The following is a 20,496-nucleotide window of genomic DNA, read 5'->3' as shown; positions in this document are numbered from 1 at the left end:
TGGGGGTGATCGACCTGAAGAAAAAGTCGATCACCATGGGTAAAGGATGTTAAAAAGTGTTCACCATGTCCCCGAACACCTGTCTACCATGTCCCCGGACTGTACACCCACGGGGAGAGGGCTGGGATAGTGAGCATTTACATTACAGCAGCAAACGCCTGCGCCACGCGCTGGACGTTGCCGGCATTCAGGCCCGCCACGCACATACGGCCGCTGGCGATCAGGTAGACGCCGAACTCGTCACGCAGGCGATCGACCTGTGCCGCGCTCAGTCCGGTATAGCTGAACATCCCGCGCTGCTTGAGCAGATAGTCGAAGTTATGCCCCGGCACCGCCTCTTTCAGCACGTTAACAAGTTCCTGACGCATCGACAGAATGCGCTTGCGCATCGCTTCCACTTCCGCAAGCCAGGTGGCTTTCAGCTGTTCGTCTCCCAGAACGGTCGCCACCACCTGCGCACCAAAGTTCGGCGGGCTGGAGTAAATACGGCGGACCGTCGCTTTCAGTTGGCCGAGAACGCGCCCCGCGGCTTCGGCGTCTTCACACACCACGGACAGACCGCCAACGCGCTCGCCGTAGAGAGAGAAGATTTTTGAGAAGGAGTTGCTGACCAGCGCTGGCAGCCCGGCGCTGGCAACGGCGCGGATGGCGTAAGCATCTTCTTCCATGCCCGCGCCAAAGCCCTGATAGGCGATGTCGAGGAACGGGATCAGGTTACGTGCCTTCAGCACCTCGATCACCGCATCCCACTGGGCATTGGTGAGGTCCGCACCCGTTGGGTTATGGCAGCATGGGTGCAGCAGCACGATGCTGCGCGCCGGCAGGGTGTTCAGTTTTTCCAGCAGCGCTTCGACGCGCACGCCATTGGTTTCGCTGTCGAACCACGGATAGGTCTCGACCTTAAAGCCCGCGCCTTCAAAGATGGCCACGTGGTTTTCCCACGTCGGGTCGCTGACCCACACGCCGGAATCCGGGAAATATTTTTTCAGGAAATCAGCGCCTACCTTCAGCGCACCCGAGCCGCCCAGCGTCTGGATAGTCGCCACGCGCTTTTGCGCGAGCACCGCGTGGTCCGCACCAAACAGCAGCGGCGCAATCGTATTACGGTAGGTGTTTAACCCTTCCATCGGCAAATAAAGCGAAGCACCGTGCGGGGTTGCGTTAAGACGTGCTTCGGCTTCGGCAACGGCTTTCAGTTGAGGAATGATGCCATCCTCGTTGTAATACAGACCGATGCTGAGGTTCACTTTATCGCTGCGAGGATCTTCTTTGAAACGCTCCATCAAGGAGAGAATAGGGTCGCCGGCGTAGGCGTCTACTTTCTGAAACACGCGATGTTCTCCGGATTATTATGAGGCAGGGTTTTCAACAATAAACCGGAAGCGGAATAAGATCGAGGGGATGTTAACAGAAGCGGGATGCATCGCATCCCGTTAAAGCTTAGTCGATGTATTTCATCGCCACCCGCGACGTCAGACGCGTAATAAGTTCGTAAGCACTCACTTTTGTAATCTCAGCAATGCGTTCAACGGGCAGACCTTCACCCCACATCACCGCATCGTCGCCCGCTTTATCCTGCGCGCCGGGCCCAAGATCCACGCAAATCATGTCCATCGCCACGCGGCCGACAATTTTCACTTCACGACCATTGACCAGCACCGGCGTGCCCGTTGGTGCCGCGCGCGGATAGCCGTCGCCGTAGCCCATCGCCACCACGCCAAGCCGCGTGTCGCGCTCGCTGGTCCAGGTACCGCCGTAACCCACCGGCTCGCCCGCTTTGTGCTCCCGCACGGCAATCAGCTTTGATACCAACGACATCACCGGCTTAAAGCCTAAGTCCGGCCCCCAGGGTTTATTCTCAAGCGGGGAAACGCCATACAGGATAATGCCCGGACGCGCCCAGTCGAAGTGGGACTGCGGCCACAGCAGAATGCCGCCGGATGCCGCAATGGAGCGCATTCCCGGCTTGCCTTCGCAGAAGGTGTTGAAGATATCAAGCTGCTGCTCGGTTGCGCCGCATTCGGGCTCATCGGCACGGGCAAAGTGGCTGACGATATTGACCGGCTGACGCACATTTTTGCACTGGCACAAACGCTGATAAAACGCCTCCGCGTTTTCCGGACGCACGCCCAGCCTGTGCATGCCCGTGTCGAGCTTCATCCAGACGGTGACCTGCTCGCTCAGTTCAGCCGTTTCCAGCGCGGCCAGTTGTTCTTCGTTGTGTACCGCCGTGTGCAGCTGCTGGTCTGCAATGGTCGGCAGATCCGAGGCTTCAAAAAAGCCTTCAAGGAGCAGAATCGGTTGCGTAATGCCGCCTGCGCGCAGGCGGAGAGCTTCTTCGAGACGGGCGACGCCAAAGGCGTCGGCATCGGGGAGCGTTCGCGCGGTCTCAAGAAGACCGTGTCCGTAAGCGTTCGCTTTCACGACTGCAACGAGCCTGCTGGCGGGCGCCAGTTCACGCAGACGTTGCAGGTTGTGTCGCAGAGCGCGGCGGTTAATCACAACAGTTGCCGCTTGCATTTGAATTCCTTAGAAATTACTCATCATCATATTGAGGACCGGCATAGTTGTCGAAACGCGACCACTGGCCGTTAAAGGTCAGACGTACCGTACCGATGGGGCCGTTACGTTGCTTACCAATAATAATTTCGGCGATCCCTTTCAGGTCGCTGTTCTCGTGATAGACCTCATCACGGTAGATGAACATGATTAAGTCGGCATCCTGCTCAATGGAGCCGGATTCACGCAAGTCGGAGTTGACCGGGCGTTTGTCTGCACGCTGTTCCAGGGAGCGGTTAAGCTGCGACAGCGCCACTACCGGCACGTGCAGCTCTTTAGCTAACGCCTTGAGCGAGCGGGAAATCTCTGCAATTTCCAGCGTACGGTTGTCGGAGAGCGACGGGACGCGCATCAGTTGAAGGTAGTCGATCATGATAAGGCCGATGCCGCCGTGTTCACGGGCGATGCGGCGCGCGCGGGAGCGCACTTCCGTCGGCGTCAGGCCGGAGGAGTCATCGATATAGATGTTCCGTTTTTCCAGCAAAATGCCCATGGTGCCGGAGATGCGCGCCCAGTCCTCATCGTCGAGCTGGCCGGTACGGATGCGGGTCTGATCCACGCGCGACAGGGATGCCAGAGAACGCATCATGATCTGCTCAGAGGGCATCTCAAGGCTGAAAATAAGTACGGGCTTATCTTGTAGCATCGCCGCATTTTCGACGAGGTTCATCGCAAATGTCGTTTTACCCATCGACGGACGCGCCGCGACGATAATTAAATCCGACGGCTGTAAACCGGCAGTTTTTTTGTTCAGATCGTCATAGCCGGTGTTCACCCCGGTCACACCGTCGTGCGGCTGCTGGAAAAGCTGCTCTATACGCGCAACGGTGGCGTCGAGCACGTCGGCGATGTTTTTCGGGCCTTCGTCTTTGTTGGCGCGGCTTTCGGCGATTTTGAAGACGCGGGACTCGGCAAGGTCGAGCAGGTCTTCGCTGGTGCGGCCCTGCGGGTCGAATCCGGCTTCGGCGATTTCGTTCGCTACCGAGATCATCTCGCGAACGACGGCACGTTCGCGCACGATGTCGGCGTAAGCGCTGATGTTCGCCGCACTTGGCGTATTTTTTGACAGTTCTGCCAGGTAGGCAAAGCCGCCGACGCTGTCCAGCTGCCCCTGACGCTCCAGCGATTCCGCGAGCGTGATCAGGTCAATCGGGCTGCCGGACTCCTGCAGGCGCGCCATTTCGGTAAAGATATGGCGGTGCGGACGGGTGTAGAAATCTTCAGACACTACGCGCTCGGCGACGTCGTCCCAGCGTTCGTTATCCAGCATTAAACCGCCCAACACCGACTGTTCCGCTTCAATCGAGTGCGGCGGGACTTTTAACCCTGCGACCTGGAAATCACGCTCGCGAGGTTCAGTCTGTTTGTTGAAGGGTTTGTTTCCTGCCATAGTGAATGGAGTTACCGAGATAAAGAGTGGGTCGAAAGATTACCATATTTTTCTTACGGAGGGAGCATGGCAACGCGCATTGAGTTCCAGAAACACGGCGGTCCTGAAGTGCTGAAAGCAGTGGAGTTTACCCCCGCTGCGCCTGGCGAGAACGAAATTCAGGTGGAAAACAGAGCTATCGGCATTAACTACATTGATACCTATATTCGCGGCGGTCTCTACCCGCCTCCGTCAATGCCGAGCGGCCTGGGCACTGAAGCGGCCGGCATCGTCAGCAAAGTGGGCAGTGCGGTTAAGCACATCAAAGAAGGCGATCGTGTGGTGTATGCACAGTCTGCCCTGGGCGCCTATAGCTCCGTCCACAACGTCCCGGCGGACAAAGCCGCCCTGCTGCCTAACGCCATCTCCTTTGAGCAGGCGGCGGCCTCCTTCCTGAAAGGCTTAACCGTTTACTACCTGCTGCGTAAAACCTACGAGATTAAACCCGACGAGCAGTTCCTGTTTCATGCCGCGGCGGGCGGCGTCGGGCTCATCGCCTGCCAGTGGGCGAAAGCCTTAGGCGCGAAGCTGATCGGTACCACAGGCAGTGCGCAAAAAGCCCAGCGTGCGCTGGACGCGGGCGCGTGGCAGGTGATCAACTACCGGGAAGAGAGCATCGTCGAGCGGCTAAAAGAGATTACCGGCGGCAAAAAAGTACGCGTCGTGTATGACTCGGTGGGGAAAGACACCTGGGAAGCGTCGCTGGACTGCCTGCAGCGTCGCGGGCTGATGGTGAGCTTTGGTAACGCCTCAGGCGCTGTCACCGGCGTCAATCTCGGCATTCTGAATCAGAAAGGGTCGCTGTACGTGACGCGCCCTTCTTTGCAGGGTTACATCACCAACCGGGAAGAACTGGAGGAAGCCAGCAACGAGCTGTTCTCGCTAATAGCCAGCGGCGTGATTAAGGTAGATGTGGCGGATGCGCAGAAATACCCGCTAACCGATGCGCAGCGCGCGCATGAGGTGCTGGAAAGCCGGGCGACGCAGGGTTCAAGTCTGCTAATTCCCTGACCCCCAAAAAGAAATTGGGCTTCCCGTGGGAAGCCCTTTCTTTTTTTAGTTCGGCTGTATGTAGGGTACAGCTCGATGAATTCTGTAGCGGCAGCCATAGTGACAGATTCGATAAGTAAATCCTATTCTGTTCTAAGCCATGCTGCCGGAAAAGTTACAAGTATGTGACGAACCCCTCAATACCTTAGTAACGGAAGCGGTTATTGCGCTGATAAGTCGGCAGTTTTGGCGCTTTAATCGCCCGTATTACCCACACCACGGCGATAGCCAGCAGCAGCCACGGCAGCAGTTTGATCGTCAGGGCAAATAATCCACCGATAAACATAACTACCGTAGCCACAACGAGCGCGGCCAGAATGCCGAGCAGCGACACGCCCGTGACCATCAGCATGACAAAAAAGCCAATCACAAAAAGTAGTTCAAGCATGGTGCTCTCCCACGAGTTCCCGAATGATGCTGCAATCATTACAAGAATCATGCCAAAGCTAACATATTGTTCTTAAAGAAAAACGCCCCGCTAGGATCCGCAGGGCGTGGTGAATTTGACGATCTTTTAGCGAAATTATCGCTTATCCGCCACCAGCCGCAGCGCATGCTCCAGCACCTCAATATCGGCACCGGCTTTATGCGCGTTCTCACTGAGGTAGCGACGCCACTGGCGCGCGCCCGGAATACCCTGGAACAGGCCAAGCATATGGCGGGTGATGTGGCCAAGATAGGTGCCATTGCTCAACTCGCGCTCAATGTAAGGGTACATGGCACGCACGACGGTAACCGGATCGGTGTCTGCGCCTGCAACGCCAAAGATTTCGCGATCGACCGTCGCCAGAATGCCCGGATTTTGATACGCCTCGCGCCCGACCATCACGCCATCCATATGCTCAAGGTGCGCTTTCGCCTCTTCCAGCGACTTAATACCGCCGTTGATTGACATCGTCAGGTGCGGGAAATCACGTTTCAGCTGGTACACGCGCGGGTAGTCCAGCGGCGGGATCTCACGGTTCTCTTTCGGGCTAAGGCCTGAAAGCCAGGCTTTGCGGGCGTGGATGATAAACATCTCACACTCGCCTTTCCCTGACACCGTATTGATGAAATCGCACAGGAATTCGTAGCTGTCCTGGTCGTCGATGCCGATACGGGTTTTGACCGTCACCGGAATGGAGACCACATCGCGCATCGCTTTGATGCAGTCCGCCACCAGCTGTGCGTTGCCCATCAGACAGGCGCCGAACATGCCGTTTTGCACGCGGTCGGAAGGGCAGCCGACGTTCAGGTTGATCTCGTCGTAGCCGCGTTCTTCCGCCAGCTTTGCACACTGGGCCAGCGCGACCGGATCGCTGCCCCCCAACTGCAGCGCAACCGGATGCTCTTCTTCACTGTATGCCAGGTAGTCGCCCTTACCGTGAATAATTGCGCCCGTGGTCACCATTTCGGTGTACAGCAGCGTATGGCGGGAGAGCTGGCGCAGGAAATAGCGGCAGTGTCTGTCCGTCCAGTCGAGCATTGGCGCAATAGAGAAACGGTGTGCAGGAAAAGCGGTCTGGTGTTCTGACGACATGGCGAAGTTTTAAGCATCTGGTGGAAAAGGGGCGCTACTATAGCACAAAGAAAAGCCGGAGGCGCAGCGCCTCCGGTGTACTTTAGAACGTCATGCTCAGCTGAGCCCCTGCGCCCCAGGTTTCGTCCTCGCCATACAGGCCCATCAGGTCAACATGAACGGTATTGAACGGCGCGAAACCGACACCGCCGGTAAAGACGTTGCTGTCGTTCCCTTTCATATCCGCACGATAACCGGCACGCACAGCCAGCCAGCTCAGCGGAGTCACTTCAGCACCGACCCCAACATATTGCGACGTATCTTCGCTCTTAAAGCCTTTGGTTTCGGTCAGATCGCCATCGGCGGTCAGGGTCACCAGATCGTTGTGCCAGGCAGCGCCCGCGGTCACCAGCGGACGGATCTGGTAGGTGTCTTTATAGCTCACCACTTCCCCCGTACGCCCGTTGCGGATGCGGATATCTTTGGTGTCGATATCGCGCGACATCAGGTTTTGCCCGCTCACGCCGACCGTCCAGTTTTCGCCAAAATCAGCGGCAATACCGGCATCGACGTTAAAGCCGGTATCGTCTGTACGGTAGCGGCTATCGTTCCACTTATTACTGTCGTAATCGTAGATCGAGGTGGTGTAGTTATAGATCCAGCTTTTTTGCAGTTTTGGCGTCACGCCCACGGAAACCGGAACGCCGCCAAGGTCAAACTGGCGGGCAACGGCAATACCGTAGTCGGAAATAATCGCCGCCCGACCGGACGCCGTTGAGTTGAGGTTTTTAGTGATCTGGTCCGTGCCATTCAGCGCAGCGTCCAGGGCAACGCCGGCAGCCACCAGATTGCTTCTTTGAATACCGCGCAGATAATCAATATCCTGCTGGTCGATAGACGAACTTACCCGGCCATGGGCGTACCCTTTCGCCATAAAGGCCACGGAAAGCACATCGTTAGGGATACTCACGGCAAGGCCTGCTCCTGCCGTCGCGCGAGCGGTTTTGCCCTTGAGATAGTCCAGCTCATCGGCCAGATCTTTGGCCGCGCCCTGGAACTGGTTGATGGAGCCTAACGGATTAGTAATAACCTCGATTGGCGTAAGGTTATCAACCACATCCTTATAGTGATTGATTTTGTCGTTGATGGTATCAATCTCATCCTGAAGATTGTCCTCATCCGTTACCTGCACCCCAACGGACGGCAAAATGACCGTCACGTCATCGTCCGGTTTTGCCTTTGCCAGCAGCGCGGGGTTAATTAACGCCCCGCTACCATAATTGCCCGAAGCAACGCCGGTGCCCCCCATCGCGTCGCTACGTGATTCTGTCCAGGTATTGGCTGCTCCCGCCTGATTTGCCATAAACAAGGAGACAGCGATGCTAACCACCGAAAATTTAAAATGTTTTTTCACAGTATGCCCGTCTTATAGTCTGTTATGAAATAACCCCTGTCTGTTATCCCCCAAACAGGCGCGAACTATTGCTGTGAATAAAGATAAAAAGACCCGCTAATTCATTCCCTAAGTAAAACTTCCTTACGGCCTGTTGTAATTTGTGACGGCCCTCAATATTTATAGAAGAGGAAATTATTTTTTCCCAGGTTTTCCATCGTGCGGCCCAAAAAACTGTGGCGGATGGTCTACCCAGCGATCTTCCCGCGTGGCGGCATAAACCGGATTGAGCGGATAGTAGATGCGATTGTGCTTCTTGTTGGCCTCCCCCACCACCAGTAGCCGAACCTCTTCCTCGGTGTTGTTGATAAAGGTGTGGCAGACGCCGGTCCCGGCGGGAAAGCCCACGCTGTCTCCGGGTTCGAGTTTCCACAAATAGCCATTAATCCAGGCTTCAGGATAGCCCTCAAGCACGTAGATAAACTCTTCTTCGTCACTTTCTGCATGGGGATAGGACGTCCGACGCCCCGGCGGTAAACGTTCATGATGAATGCCTATACGCCTGAGGCCCAGGCTGCGCGCCAGCGGCGATCCGATGGAAAAAAGCTCGTTACTGTCGGGGTAGGTGGCGTCATCTGGCCCTTCTACGTCGCGCCAGTGCTTGATACAGTCTGGTTTTTTCATGGTTACATTCCCGGTTTGCGATGCGTCAGGTATAGCACAGCCTGGCGGATATCGGTGTTTTTGCCAGAACATGATAAAGTGAGGGTTTTATTTCCCAGAACATCCGAGGTGCTAAATGGATAAGTCCACAAAAGAGCTGTTAGCGCAGGCCGAAAAGCTGTGCGCGCAACGCAATGTGCGCCTGACCCCGCAGCGCCTTGAAGTCTTGCGCCTGATGAGCCTGCAACAGGGGGCGATCAGCGCCTACGATCTGCTCGACCTGCTCCGCGAAAGCGAGCCGCAGGCTAAACCGCCCACGGTGTATCGCGCGCTGGATTTCCTGCTGGAACAAGGGTTTGTGCATAAAGTTGAATCCACAAACAGCTATGTCCTGTGCCATCTTTTCGATCAGCCAACGCATACATCGGCCATGTTTATCTGCGATCGTTGCGGCGTAGTGAAAGAAGAGGGAGCGGAAGGCGTAGAGGACATTATGCACACGCTGGCGGCAAAAATGGGTTTTGCCCTGCGTCATAACGTGATTGAAGCGCACGGGCTGTGTTCAGCCTGTGTAGAGGTGGAAGCCTGTCGACATCAGGATGCGTGTCAGCACGACCACTCTATTCTGGTGAAGAAAAAGCCGCGCTAAGGGCAAAAAAAAGGCGGCTTAGAGCCGCCTGTGTGGGTCATTCAGCGCTACCAGCGGTAGTCGTTACGGGTTTCCCAGTCTTTGACTTCGTTTTCCGCCTGATCTTTTGCGTAGCCGTAACGTTCCTGAATTTTACCGACAAGCTGATCGCGCTTACCTTCAATGACGGTCATATCGTCATCAGTCAGCTTACCCCACTTTTCTTTCGCTTTACCTTTGAACTGCTTCCAGTTGCCGCCGATTTCGTCTTTATTCATCATCGTGTCCTCTTAGTTAAGCGTCGGGTCGTAACGTCCGTTACGTTCTTTTCTGCTGGACGTGATAATAATTGTAGCTAAGGATTCGGCGGTTGATTTCATATTCGGAATCTTTAACCGTCACGATATATCGTGACGGGAAGGAAGCCAGGTATTATTTTGCCAGTGGCGATGCCAGATAAAGGCAAGCGAGAGGCCGCGCAGCGAGAGAAAGACCGCAAGCGCCAGCCACAAACCGTGATTACCCAGCCACGGAAGCGTCAGCAGCGTCAAACCAAACCCCGCCGCCGCAACCGCCATACTGTTGCGCATTTCCGCTCCGCGCGTCGCACCGATAAACATGCCGTCCAGCAGATAACACCACACCCCCACCACCGGCAAGATCACCTGCCAGACGATGTAGTGGTCCGCCAGTTCACGTAAAGCCGGGATCGAAGTGAGTAATGCAATAATGTTACGGCCAAAACAGGCATAAATCAGTGCAAACGCCAGCGCGACCAGTCCCGCTTGTCGACAGGCTGCCCGCCAGACATCCCTAAGCTGGCCACTTTCCCGCGCGCCGTACGCCTGCCCGGAATGCGCCTCAACGGCGTAGGCGAAGCCGTCCAGCGCGTAGGCGGTAAACGTCAGCAATGTCATCAGGACCGCATTCACCGCGACGATCTCAGGCCCAAGACGGGCACCAAAAACCGTCAATGCGCCAAAACAGAGTTGTAGCAGAAGCGAGCGCAGCATGATGTCACGGTTGAGCGCCAGCAGTTTACGGATATTGCCGCGCCATGCGCTTTTCAGCATTACAAGGGATATCCCGCGCAGGGCCAGCACGCGCCAGACCATCCACAGCCCAATGAGTAAGGTTCCGTATTCGGCAATCGCCGTCGCCAGTGCCGCGCCGCGCACGTCCATATGCAGGCCCATCACCAGCCAGAGATCGAGCACAATGTTGAGAAGGTTTCCCACGACCAGCAAAATCACTGGCGCACGGGCGTATTGCACACCCAGTAACCAACCCAGCAGAACCAGGTTTGCCAGCGAAGCGGGCGCGCTGAGCCAGCGGATTTCCAGGAAGCGACGCGCCTGCTCCAGTACCGCCTCGCTGCCACCAACAACATGGAGCGCAAGGTCTATCAGGGGCGTGCGCAGTAAAACAATGAGTACCCCCGCGCCAAGCGCCAGGATCAGCGGCTGCACCAGCGCACGCGCCAGACGTAACGGATCTTTCGCACCATACGCCTGTGCGGTGAGCCCGGTGGTGCTCATACGCAAAAAGAGCAGCAGCATAAACAGAAAGCTGGTTGCCGTCGCGCCAATCGCCACGCCGCCAAGATAAACAGGGGAATCGAGATGACCAATAACGGCCGTATCGACCAGACCCAGCAAGGGCACGGTGATATTGGAGAAAATCATCGGCAGGGCAAGACGCCACAATGCCTTATCAGATGCCGTCAGCAGTGACATGAGAGATACCGGGAAGGGTAAATGAAGCAGGCTACAGCGGAAGCGTAGCCTGTCAGGAAGAGATTACAGCCATTCGCCGTTACGAATCACGCCAACAGCCAGACCTTCAATAGAGAAGCTCTGTTCGCGGAGGTCGACCACAATCGGGGTGAACTCGTTGTTTTCGGGCAACAACTGAACGGTGTTACCCTGTTTTTTCAGGCGCTTAACGGTCACTTCGTCATCAATGCGCGCAACCACCACCTGGCCGTTTCGCACATCCTGCGTTTTGTGAACGGCCAGAAGGTCGCCATCAAGAATGCCGATGTCTTTCATCGACATCCCGCTAACGCGCAGCAGAAAATCAGCGCTCGGCTTGAACATACCAGGATCGACCTGGTAGTGACCTTCAATATGCTGTTGTGCCAGCAGCGGTTCACCTGCGGCAACGCGGCCTATCAGCGGAATGCCCGTCTCTTCTTCCACCAGCAGGCGGATACCACGCGACGCGCCTGACACAATCTCAATCACACCCTTACGCGCCAGCGCTTTCAGGTGTTCCTCGGCAGCATTCGGAGAACGGAAACCCAGACGCTGCGCGATTTCCGCACGCGTGGGTGGCATACCCGTCTGGCCGATATGATCCCGAATGAGATCAAACACCTCTTGCTGCCTGGTCGTTAATGCTTTCATTCCGCCCCCTGGGTGTATATACAGTTATGCTGTGAGTATATACAGTCAAAGGCGATTTTGGAACCAAAAACTGCACAAAAAACCAGGGACTTAATTATTCCTCGAGCATCATCGAAAATGTGACCAAAGCAGCGTGACCCAGGTAATGGCTGCGGTGATAATCGCCAGCAGGACAGCTGCGGAGCCCATATCTTTCGCGCGGCCAGAGAGCTCGTGAAAATCAGAGCCGATCCGGTCGACCACGGCCTCAATAGCGCTATTGAGAATTTCCACTATCATCACCAGAAGTACGGAACCGATGAGAAGCACGCGGGTAATGGCATCTACATCAAGGAAACAGGCGATGATAACCGCGACGATAGCGGCGACACCTTCCTGGCGAAAAGCAGCTTCATTGACCCACGCGGCACGGAAACCTTTCCATGAATAGCCGGCGGCTTTGATGATACGCGTCAACCCAGTGGTATTATTGGCCATTAAAAGAACCTTTTTTAAAAAAGAGCGTCAGTAACAGGAGCTGCAGCGCGTTTCGCTGCCGCCTGAAGTATGACGGGTAACAACAGAAATTTTGCGCGCTTTCTGTTATCCTTGCGCCGCAATTGCATTATTAACCAGAGGCTTTACATCGTTTATGTCCGGCTGGCCACGAATTTACTACAAATTACTTAATTTACCATTAAGCATACTGGTAAAAAGCAAGTCTATCCCAGCAGAACCCGCGCTGGAACTGGGGCTCGATACGTCGCGCCCTATTATGTACGTTTTGCCTTATAACTCTAAGGCAGACCTGCTAACGCTCCGTGCCCAGTGTCTGGCGCATGATTTACCCGATCCGCTTGAACCACTGGAAGTTGACGGCACTTTGCTGCCGCGCTACGTGTTCATTCACGGCGGGCCGCGCGTGTTTACCTATTACACACCGAAAGAAGAGTCCATCAAGCTGTTCCACGACTATCTCGACCTGCACCGCAGCAATCCTGACCTGGATGTGCAGATGGTGCCGGTATCGGTGATGTTTGGTCGCCGTCCGGGCCGCGAAAAAGGCGAAGAGAACCCGCCGCTGCGCATGCTTAACGGCATCCAGAAATTCTTCGCGGTCTCCTGGCTGGGACGCGACAGCTTTGTGCGCTTCTCCCCTTCCGTCTCCCTTCGCCGAATGGCGGACGAGCACGGCACTGACAAGATCATCGCGCAAAAACTGGCGCGCGTGGCACGTATGCACTTCGCCCGTCAGCGCCTGGCGGCCGTAGGGCCACGTCTTCCGGCGCGTCAGGACCTGTTCAACAAGCTGCTGGCCTCCAAAGCGATCGCCCGCGCCGTTGAAGACGAAGCGCGCAGCAAGAAAATTTCCCATGAGAAAGCCCAGCAGAACGCCATTGCGCTGATGGAAGAGATCGCAGCGAACTTCTCCTACGAGATGATTCGCCTGTCCGATCGTATTCTCGGCTTTACCTGGAACCGCCTGTATCAGGGCATCAACGTGCATAACGCTGAGCGTGTACGTCAGCTGGCGCACGATGGTCATGAGATTGTCTATGTCCCCTGCCACCGCAGCCACATGGACTACCTGCTTCTCTCCTACGTGCTCTATCACCAGGGACTGGTACCGCCGCACATTGCCGCCGGTATTAACCTGAACTTCTGGCCAGCAGGCCCGATTTTCCGCCGCCTGGGTGCGTTCTTTATTCGTCGTACCTTCAAGGGCAACAAGCTCTACTCCACCGTGTTCCGCGAGTATCTCGGCGAGCTGTTCAGCCGCGGCTACTCCGTAGAGTACTTCGTGGAGGGCGGGCGCTCCCGTACCGGTCGTCTGCTCGATCCGAAGACCGGCACGCTGTCGATGACCATTCAGGCGATGCTGCGCGGCGGTACGCGTCCAATCACGCTTGTGCCAATTTACATTGGCTATGAGCATGTGATGGAAGTGGGCACGTACGCCAAAGAACTGCGCGGTGCGACCAAAGAGAAAGAGAGCCTGCCGCAGATGCTGCGCGGCCTGAGCAAGTTACGCAACCTGGGTCAGGGCTACGTAAACTTTGGCGAGCCGATGCCGCTGATGACGTATCTGAACCATCATGTTCCGGATTGGCGCGAGTCTATCGATCCTATCGAAGCGGTGCGTCCGGCCTGGCTGACGCCAACGGTGAACGGTATCGCGTCCGAACTGATGGTGCGCATTAACAACGCCGGTGCGGCCAATGCGATGAACCTGTGCTGTACGGCGCTGCTGGCTTCACGTCAGCGTTCCCTGACCCGTGAACAGCTCACGGAGCAACTGGACTGCTATCTGGACATGATGCGCAACGTGCCGTACTCGGTTGATTCGACAGCCCCTTCTGCTACCGCCAGCGAGCTTATCGATCACGCACTGCAGATGAACAAGTTCGAAGTCGAGAAAGATACGATCGGCGATATCATCATTCTGCCGCGCGAGCAGGCCGTACTGATGACGTACTACCGCAACAACATCGCTCATATGCTGATGCTGCCGTCGCTCATGGCGGCCATTATCACCCAGCATCGCCGTATTTCACGTCAGGAGCTGTTGCGCCACGTTGAGACGCTCTACCCGATGCTTAAAGCGGAGCTGTTCCTGCGCTGGAGCAAGGAAGAGCTGGCCGTTGAGCTGGATAAACTGACGGAAGAGCTGCGCCGTCAGGGGCTGATCACCGTTGCGAACGACGAGCTGCACATCAATCCGTCACGCTCCCGTACCCTGCAACTGCTGGCGGCCGGTGCGCGCGAAACGCTGCAGCGCTACGCCATTACGTTCTGGCTGCTGAGCGCGAACCCGTCCATCAACCGCGGCACGCTGGAGAAAGAGAGCCGGACGCTGGCACAGCGTCTGTCCGTGCTGCACGGCATTAACGCCCCGGAATTCTTCGACAAGGCGGTATTCAGCTCGCTGGTGCTGACGCTGCGTGACGAAGGCTTCATCAGCGATACGGGCGATGCCGAGCCGGAAGAGACGCTGAAGGTTTACCAGATGCTGGCTGAACTGATTACGTCGGATGTGCGCTTGACGATTGAGAGCGCCACGCAGGGCGAGTAACACAATGCCGGGTTATGGCCCGGCCTGATGCCCTGGATAATAAAAAAGGCCCGGTAAGCGCTGACGCTACCGGGCCTTTTTTGCCTTGTTAAATCATTGCATTTAGCTGAGCAGCGTAAAGGCAATCATCCCGACAATGGCCCCGGTGGTGCCGAGGATGGTTTCCATCAGCGTCCAGGTTTTCAGCGTTTGCGCTTCGGTCGCGCCGGTAAACTTACCGAACAGCCAGAAGCCGGCGTCGTTAACGTGCGAGACGACAATCGAACCGCCCGCGATGCAGATAGACAGCGCGGCCATCTGGGCACCGGAGTAGTTCAGCTGTTCAATCACCGGCATCACCAGACCCACGGCGGTTAAACATGCCACGGTGGCGGAACCCTGAATGATACGCACCGCCGCAGCCAGCACGAAGCAGGTTACCGCAATCGGCAGGCCCATTCCGGTCAGTGCTTCACCCAGAGCCGGGCCCACGCCGGAATCCACCAGCACCTGCTTGAACACGCCGCCTGCACCGATAACCAGCAGGATAATCCCCGCAGGCTGCAGCGCCGCACCGCAGATCTCCATCACGCGGTCTTTTGGCATCCCTTGACGCATCGCCAGGCCGTAAATCGCCACCAGGCACGCCACCAGGATCGCCGTGAACGGGTGACCAATGAACTCAAACCATTCGTAGGCGGTAGAACCGACCGGCACAAAGCGCGCGGCGATGGTTTTCAGGCCCACCAGCACCAGCGGCAGCAGGATCAGCGACAGGCTGAAGGCGAAGGATGGCATTTTGCCCTCGCCCAGGTGCGGCTCGGTGATGTCGTCCGGGATGTGCAGCTCAACGTAACGGCTGATGAAATTGCCCCACAGCGGACCGGCGATAATCATCCCCGGGATGGCCGCACACAGGCCAATCAGGATCATCCAGCCAAAGTCGGCGTGCATCTGGGAGGCCAGCAGCATCGGCGCCGGCCCTGGCAGCAGAAACGCCGCAGCCGCCGCCACGCCCGCAAACAGCGGAATGACCAGCTTCACGAGGTTAGTGCCGGTATGGCGCGCCATGGAGAAGGCGACGCTGATGAGCAGCACCACCGCCACTTCGAAGAACAGCGGCAGTGCGCAAATCAGACCGGCCAGGCCAATCGCGTAGTGCGCGCGGCTGTGCCCGAAGGATTTGAGCATTTTGACGGCAATCTGGTCGACCGCGCCCGTCTCATGCAGAATCTTGCCAAACATCGCGCCCAGCGCGACCACAATCGCCAGGAAGCCCAGCGTGCCTCCCATCCCTTTTTCCATCGTCGCGGCGATCTTGTCGAGCGGCATACCGGAAAAGAGACCTGCACCAATAGAAACCACCATCAAAGCAACGAAAGCGTGCATACGCGCCTTCATCACTAAAAACAGCAGCAGCAATACCGAACCCACTGCTGTCAAAACTAGCGTTAATGTACTCAAAACTTACTGCCTTTTGTTAATGACCTCGATGGTGCTGGCTACAACACCTTCCAGCGGCTGATCGATATCAACCACTAAGACGTCTTTTTCATCTTCACCCGGCTCCTGAAGCGCTTCGAACTGCGTCACCAGCATCTGGGTTTTAAAGAAGTGGCCTTTACGCGCTTTCAGACGGCTTTCAATCACCCCAAAATCGCCTTTCAGATAGATGAACGAGAGGTTCGGATTGCCGTCGCGCAGCAGGTCGCGGTAGGTTTTTTTCAGCGCGGAGCAGACGATCAGGGAAACTTTGTTGGTGCGCTGCATCGCGAACGCGGCGTCATTCAGCGCCTGCAACCACGGTTTGCGGTCGTCATCGTTCAGCGGTTCGCCGGAAGCCATTTTCATGATGTTGCTGCGCGGATGGAGGAAGTCACCATCAAGAAACGCAGCCTGAAGTTGATGCGCCACTTCGCTCGCCACGGCAGATTTACCGCTACCGGACACGCCCATCAGGACGTAAACGTGGTGATCGTGATTAGTCGTGCTCAAAGGGTGTCCCTCAGTCAATTGTTACGGGTAACAGTTATCGGTAACATTGTCCTGCTGGGGCAAAAGAGAAGCAATATCCAAACGTGCGCGAAGTGAATAAGTGTGAGCTACTTCAAATTTGTCAGTTCAAATAGATCCACCCGGTGACAAGGTGAAACCTAAATCTAACATTTTAGGGGTAACCGTCTCTCCACGAATGCGCGCCAGCAGGCGTTCTGCGCCAATGCGGCCCATGCGTTCACGCGGTGTCAGAACGCTCGCCAGACGCGGCTCCATCACCTGACCAATATCGTGGCCGTGGAAGCCGGCAATCGCCATATCCTCAGGGATCTTCAACCCCAGACGCTGGCATTCGAACGCTGCACCGACCGCAAGGTCATCGTTGGTACAGAAAATACCGTCCAGTTGCGGATACTCGCGTCGTGCCTGACGCATCAGCTCAATACCCGAGGTGTAAGATGAGGACTGCTCCACCATCACGCTGTACGGGGTTAAATTTGCGTCGAGCATCGCCTGCTCGTATCCCTTCTGTTTGATGATAGTACGTTCATCAAGACGCGCACCCAAGTAGGCAATATGACGATGACCGCGGGCGATGATCGCCGCTGTCATCTGACGAGCCGCTTCAAAGTTATCGAACCCAACGGCGATGTCGAGGCATGGCGACTGGCTGTCCATGAGCTCCACCACCGGAATACCGGCGACTTCAATCATTTTGAGCGTGCGGGCAGTGTGGGTACGCTCGGTTAAAATCAGGCCGTCAATGTTCCAGGAAAGCATCGATTCAAGACGTTCCTCTTCCAGTTCCGGCTTGTACCCATAGTGAGCGAGCATGGTCTGGTAGCCAAACGCATCGGTGACGCTTTCAATGCCGCGCAGAACTTCAGCGAAAACCTGGTTGGTCAGGGAAGGAAGCAGAACGCCCACCGCACGGCTGGTCGCATTGGAGAGAATATCGGGGGCGCGGTTGGGGATATAACCCAGTTCATCAAGGGCGGCGGCAATCTTGCCACGCAACGCCACGGAAACCTGTTCCGGGTTACGTAAAAAACGGCTGACCGTCATTTTGGTCACACCGACGCGATCGGCGACATCCTGAAGTACGGGGCGTTTCTTTTTCATCGTCCTGAGAAATCTTGAAGTGAGAGATTTGCTCAGTTTATCACGGACAAAGCTCAACCTTCCCCGTTTAAAGGGAAGGTTGAGAAATTATTTAGACCGGAGGCAGGTCAAACAGCAGGATTTCGCTTTCGCTGTCGGCGTGCACGGAGAGCGCCTGCTCATCCCAGACGGCCAGACCATCGGCGGTGGTGGCTTTGGTGCCGTTGATAGACACTTCCCCTTTCACCACCTGGATCCAGACGCGGCGGTTGGCGGCAATCTGGTGCACGGACTGCTCGTCTTTCGCCAGCGCCCAGCGGTACAGCTCCATATCCTGATGCACTTTCAGGGAACCTTCACGCGCGTCCGGGGACAGCACCAGCTGTTTGCCCTGTTTCGCGTCGAAGCGGCGCTGCTCGTAGCGTGGCGTGATGCCGGTCTCTTCTGGAATGATCCAGATTTGATACAGGTGCAGTTTTTCCGTTTTGCTCGGGTTGTACTCAGAGTGACGCACCCCGGTACCCGCGCTCATAATCTGGAACTCGCCCGCCGGCACCTGCTCTTTGTTGCCCATGCTGTCCTGGTGCTCAACCGCCCCTTCCAGCACATAAGTCAGGATTTCCATGTCTTTGTGCGGGTGGGTACCGAAGCCCTGGCCTGCATCAATCACGTCGTCGTTAATCACGCGCAGCGCGGAGAAGCCCATGAAGTTCGGGTCGTAGTAGTCGGCAAACGAGAATGAATGCCATGAGTCCAGCCAGCCATGATTTGCGTGACCGCGTTCGTTTGCTTTGCGTAAGTAGATCATTGTTTTCACCCTCAGTTCGTTTCGATGGAGTAAGTGTGGACTCAAACGGTCGGGGATCATAGAGGGTGAAAATTGACTCCTCTGTTCAAAAATTATGAACAAGCCCAGAGGAGCCGTTTTTGCTTATTTCGCGAGGGTTACCGTGGCAGGAGAAGCCTGCTCGAATGCCCGTTCAAGGATTTCCAGGTTGGTCAGAACGTCAGATTCCTTGACGTAATTCGGCGCGCCGTTGATTAGGGTTTCATATAGCGCATCGTAGACGCGGCCATAGTCGCCGGTTTCCGGTTTCAGCTCTTCTTTGACCGTTACGCCCTCATCGTTCACGTACTCCAGCACGCCCACGGAATCGTCCGCCGCAAAGCCCGGTTCGCCCGGCATGATGTTGGCCTTCAGGCTGGTCTCCTGCTGGTCAATGCCGTACTTAATGAACGAACCTTTGGTACCGTGAACGATAAATTTCGGGTAGTCGATTTTCACCAGATGACTGGTTTTAACGATAGCCTTAAGGTCGCCGTAGAACAGCTGCGCCTCGAAGGTGTCGTCCGGGTTGGCTTTATTGCGCAGGCTGCGGATGTCGTAAGCCACGTGGTCCGGGCGGCCAAACAGGGAGATGATCTGGTCCATGGTGTGCACGCCCAGACCATAGAACGAGCCGTCCTGCGGCAGGCCGGGCTGGGTTTCCGCCACCGGGCGGTAGTAATCGAAGTGGCTTTCGATTTCCACAATGTCGCCAAGCTTGCCGCTCTCAATCGCCTTTTTCGCCGTCAGGAAACAGCTGTCAAAGCGACGGTTCTGATACGGGGTAACGGTCAGCCCTTTGCTTTTCGCCAGCGTAAACAGCGCTTTCGCTTCGGCAATGGTCGGGGTGAACGGCTTTTCCACCAGCACGTTCTTGCCCGCTTCGAGCGCGCGTTTCGCATAGTCAAAATGGCTGTCGGCGTGGGTGCAGACAACCACCAGCTTTACCTGCGGGTCATTCAATACTTCATCGAGATCGCTGGTGAAGTGAATGTGGGAGTACTGCGGGGATTGCTCTTCCGGCTTCGCGCGGCGGCGGTAAATATGGGCCACATGCCAGGTGTCTTTACGGTGGAGGACATACGGAAGGTGGTAACGCGTGGTGCTTTTGCCAAATCCAATAAATGCGCAATGTAGTGTCATGGCTCAGTCCTTTTGGAAGGTTACTGAATCTAACCATAACAAAAAAAAAGCCAGCGAGAAGCTGGCTAAAGTAATACTGGAAGCAATGTGAGCAATGTCGTGCTTTCAGGTTCCCGTAGGGGTCCTCCTGAATGCAAAGCAATAATAATCATTCTCATTCGCACTTGTCCAATACTTTTTGCAAAAAATAGCGGTTGACTCAAATTTTAAAGTCATTGATGTTGGAGGGGACTTTTAACCGACTGAGGAACAAGGAATGAGTGAGATAGTGATACGCCACGCTGAACCGAGAGATTACGATGCCATTCGTCAGATCCACGCCCAGCCGGAGGTGTACCACAACACGCTACAGGTTCCTCATCCCTCAGAGCAGATGTGGCATGACCGGCTAACCGATCAGCCCGGCATTAAACAGCTGGTGGCTTGTATCGACGGGTCCGTCGCCGGGCACCTGTGCATTGCCGTCGCACAACGCCCGCGTCGCAGCCACGTTGCCGATTTCGGTATTTGTGTGGGTGCGCAATGGCAAAATCGGGGCGTTGCCAGCGCGCTGATGCGAACCATGATTGATATGTGCGACAACTGGCTGCGCGTCGATCGCATTGAGTTAACGGTATTTGTTGATAACGAACCGGCAATCGCGGTGTACAAAAAGCACGGGTTCGTAATTGAAGGCACCGGCAAGCGCTACGCCCTGCGCAACGGCGAATATGTGGACGCGTACTTCATGGCGAGAATGAAGTGACACACTCCCCTCTCCCCTATGGGGAGA

20 protein-coding genes and 1 pseudogene are annotated in these 20,496 nt (G+C 56.1%); 4 read left to right on the top strand and 17 right to left on the bottom strand.

The window, feature by feature from the left end; translation table 11 throughout:
* Nucleotides 1–137: 137 nt before the first annotated feature.
* The 3 genes from tyrB to dnaB form a co-directional block, all read right to left on the bottom strand.
* Nucleotides 138–1,331 (bottom strand): aromatic amino acid transaminase, encoded by a 1,194-nt coding sequence (gene tyrB / locus ACMWL8_RS21275; RefSeq protein WP_045260940.1) that lies wholly within the window; start codon nucleotides 1,329–1,331, stop codon nucleotides 138–140.
* A gap of 109 nt (nucleotides 1,332–1,440) precedes the next feature.
* The gene (gene alr / locus ACMWL8_RS21270) at nucleotides 1,441–2,520 is read right to left on the bottom strand and encodes an alanine racemase (protein WP_045260941.1); all 1,080 of its coding nucleotides are present in this window, start codon (nucleotides 2,518–2,520) and stop codon (nucleotides 1,441–1,443) included.
* A gap of 16 nt (nucleotides 2,521–2,536) precedes the next feature.
* Nucleotides 2,537–3,949, bottom strand: coding sequence for a replicative DNA helicase (gene dnaB, locus ACMWL8_RS21265; RefSeq protein ID WP_008503375.1), 1,413 nt, complete (start codon nucleotides 3,947–3,949; stop codon nucleotides 2,537–2,539).
* A 66-nt stretch (nucleotides 3,950–4,015) separates the two neighbouring features.
* Here dnaB and ACMWL8_RS21260 point away from each other — a divergent pair, with 66 nt between their 5' ends.
* A complete protein-coding gene (locus ACMWL8_RS21260; protein WP_045260942.1) occupies nucleotides 4,016–4,999 on the top strand; it encodes a quinone oxidoreductase in 984 nt (327 codons plus the stop codon).
* 184 nt (nucleotides 5,000–5,183) lie between these two features.
* On the opposite strand, the gene pspG is transcribed toward ACMWL8_RS21260, so the two are convergent.
* From pspG to ACMWL8_RS21240, 4 genes are all read right to left on the bottom strand, one after another.
* Nucleotides 5,184–5,426, bottom strand: a complete 243-nt coding sequence (pspG, locus tag ACMWL8_RS21255; RefSeq protein ID WP_028015168.1) for an envelope stress response protein PspG — start codon at nucleotides 5,424–5,426, stop codon at nucleotides 5,184–5,186.
* A gap of 135 nt (nucleotides 5,427–5,561) precedes the next feature.
* Nucleotides 5,562–6,557, bottom strand: coding sequence for a tRNA dihydrouridine(20/20a) synthase DusA (gene dusA, locus ACMWL8_RS21250; protein ID WP_045260943.1), 996 nt, complete (start codon nucleotides 6,555–6,557; stop codon nucleotides 5,562–5,564).
* Between the two features lie 82 nt (nucleotides 6,558–6,639).
* Nucleotides 6,640–7,899, bottom strand: a complete 1,260-nt coding sequence (gene traF / locus ACMWL8_RS21245) for a conjugal transfer protein TraF (protein ID WP_153657273.1) — start codon at nucleotides 7,897–7,899, stop codon at nucleotides 6,640–6,642.
* Between the two features lie 225 nt (nucleotides 7,900–8,124).
* Complete coding sequence (locus ACMWL8_RS21240; RefSeq protein WP_045260944.1) at nucleotides 8,125–8,613, bottom strand: cupin domain-containing protein; 489 nt, start codon at nucleotides 8,611–8,613, stop codon at nucleotides 8,125–8,127.
* A gap of 115 nt (nucleotides 8,614–8,728) precedes the next feature.
* Between ACMWL8_RS21240 and zur the strand changes: the two genes are divergently transcribed.
* Nucleotides 8,729–9,241 (top strand): zinc uptake transcriptional repressor Zur, encoded by a 513-nt coding sequence (gene zur, locus ACMWL8_RS21235; protein ID WP_025757832.1) that lies wholly within the window; start codon nucleotides 8,729–8,731, stop codon nucleotides 9,239–9,241.
* Between the two features lie 47 nt (nucleotides 9,242–9,288).
* On the opposite strand, the gene ACMWL8_RS21230 is transcribed toward zur, so the two are convergent.
* From ACMWL8_RS21230 to ACMWL8_RS21210, 5 genes and pseudogenes are all read right to left on the bottom strand, one after another.
* Nucleotides 9,289–9,498, bottom strand: a complete 210-nt coding sequence (locus tag ACMWL8_RS21230) for a CsbD family protein (protein WP_024906712.1) — start codon at nucleotides 9,496–9,498, stop codon at nucleotides 9,289–9,291.
* A gap of 49 nt (nucleotides 9,499–9,547) precedes the next feature.
* Nucleotides 9,548–9,622: pseudogene (locus tag ACMWL8_RS21225) on the bottom strand (hypothetical protein); the annotation flags it as partial.
* Nucleotides 9,619–10,956 carry an MATE family efflux transporter DinF gene (gene dinF, locus ACMWL8_RS21220; RefSeq protein ID WP_045260945.1) on the bottom strand — a complete coding sequence of 446 codons (1,338 nt, stop codon included), beginning with the start codon at nucleotides 10,954–10,956 and terminating at the stop codon, nucleotides 9,619–9,621. The pseudogene ACMWL8_RS21225 and the gene dinF, both read right to left, overlap by 4 nt.
* Nucleotides 10,957–11,019: 63 nt before the next feature.
* Nucleotides 11,020–11,628 (bottom strand): transcriptional repressor LexA, encoded by a 609-nt coding sequence (gene lexA, locus ACMWL8_RS21215; protein WP_028015162.1) that lies wholly within the window; start codon nucleotides 11,626–11,628, stop codon nucleotides 11,020–11,022.
* Between the two features lie 108 nt (nucleotides 11,629–11,736).
* Nucleotides 11,737–12,105 carry a diacylglycerol kinase gene (locus ACMWL8_RS21210; RefSeq protein WP_014830281.1) on the bottom strand — a complete coding sequence of 123 codons (369 nt, stop codon included), beginning with the start codon at nucleotides 12,103–12,105 and terminating at the stop codon, nucleotides 11,737–11,739.
* A 154-nt stretch (nucleotides 12,106–12,259) separates the two neighbouring features.
* On the opposite strand from ACMWL8_RS21210, the gene plsB reads away from it, so the two are divergent.
* The gene (gene plsB, locus ACMWL8_RS21205) at nucleotides 12,260–14,680 is read left to right on the top strand and encodes a glycerol-3-phosphate 1-O-acyltransferase PlsB (protein WP_028015161.1); all 2,421 of its coding nucleotides are present in this window, start codon (nucleotides 12,260–12,262) and stop codon (nucleotides 14,678–14,680) included.
* 102 nt (nucleotides 14,681–14,782) lie between these two features.
* Here the strand turns inward: plsB and gntU are convergent, their stop codons facing one another.
* From gntU to ACMWL8_RS21180, 5 genes are all read right to left on the bottom strand, one after another.
* Nucleotides 14,783–16,123, bottom strand: coding sequence for a gluconate transporter (gene gntU, locus ACMWL8_RS21200; RefSeq protein WP_045260946.1), 1,341 nt, complete (start codon nucleotides 16,121–16,123; stop codon nucleotides 14,783–14,785).
* 3 nt (nucleotides 16,124–16,126) lie between these two features.
* Nucleotides 16,127–16,654, bottom strand: coding sequence for a gluconokinase (gene gntK, locus ACMWL8_RS21195; RefSeq protein ID WP_045260947.1), 528 nt, complete (start codon nucleotides 16,652–16,654; stop codon nucleotides 16,127–16,129).
* A gap of 126 nt (nucleotides 16,655–16,780) precedes the next feature.
* On the bottom strand, nucleotides 16,781–17,776 hold the full coding sequence (gntR, locus tag ACMWL8_RS21190; RefSeq protein WP_014882133.1) for a gluconate operon transcriptional repressor GntR: 996 nt from the start codon (nucleotides 17,774–17,776) through the stop codon (nucleotides 16,781–16,783).
* 91 nt (nucleotides 17,777–17,867) lie between these two features.
* Nucleotides 17,868–18,563, bottom strand: coding sequence for a pirin family protein (locus ACMWL8_RS21185; protein WP_003861565.1), 696 nt, complete (start codon nucleotides 18,561–18,563; stop codon nucleotides 17,868–17,870).
* Nucleotides 18,564–18,686: 123 nt separating this feature from the next.
* Nucleotides 18,687–19,724 carry an oxidoreductase gene (locus ACMWL8_RS21180; protein WP_045260948.1) on the bottom strand — a complete coding sequence of 346 codons (1,038 nt, stop codon included), beginning with the start codon at nucleotides 19,722–19,724 and terminating at the stop codon, nucleotides 18,687–18,689.
* Nucleotides 19,725–19,980: 256 nt separating this feature from the next.
* Between ACMWL8_RS21180 and yhhY the strand changes: the two genes are divergently transcribed.
* Entirely contained in the window at nucleotides 19,981–20,469 is a 489-nt protein-coding gene (gene yhhY, locus ACMWL8_RS21175; RefSeq protein ID WP_045260949.1) for an N-acetyltransferase, read from the top strand.
* Nucleotides 20,470–20,496 lie beyond the last annotated feature (27 nt).

The sequence above is a fragment of the Enterobacter sp. 04-C-12-SI-ECC genome, from assembly GCF_047530715.1.
In the GTDB taxonomy this organism is placed as follows: Bacteria; Pseudomonadota; Gammaproteobacteria; order Enterobacterales; family Enterobacteriaceae; genus Enterobacter; species Enterobacter bugandensis.
This window is presented reverse-complemented; position numbering and strand designations above follow the sequence as displayed.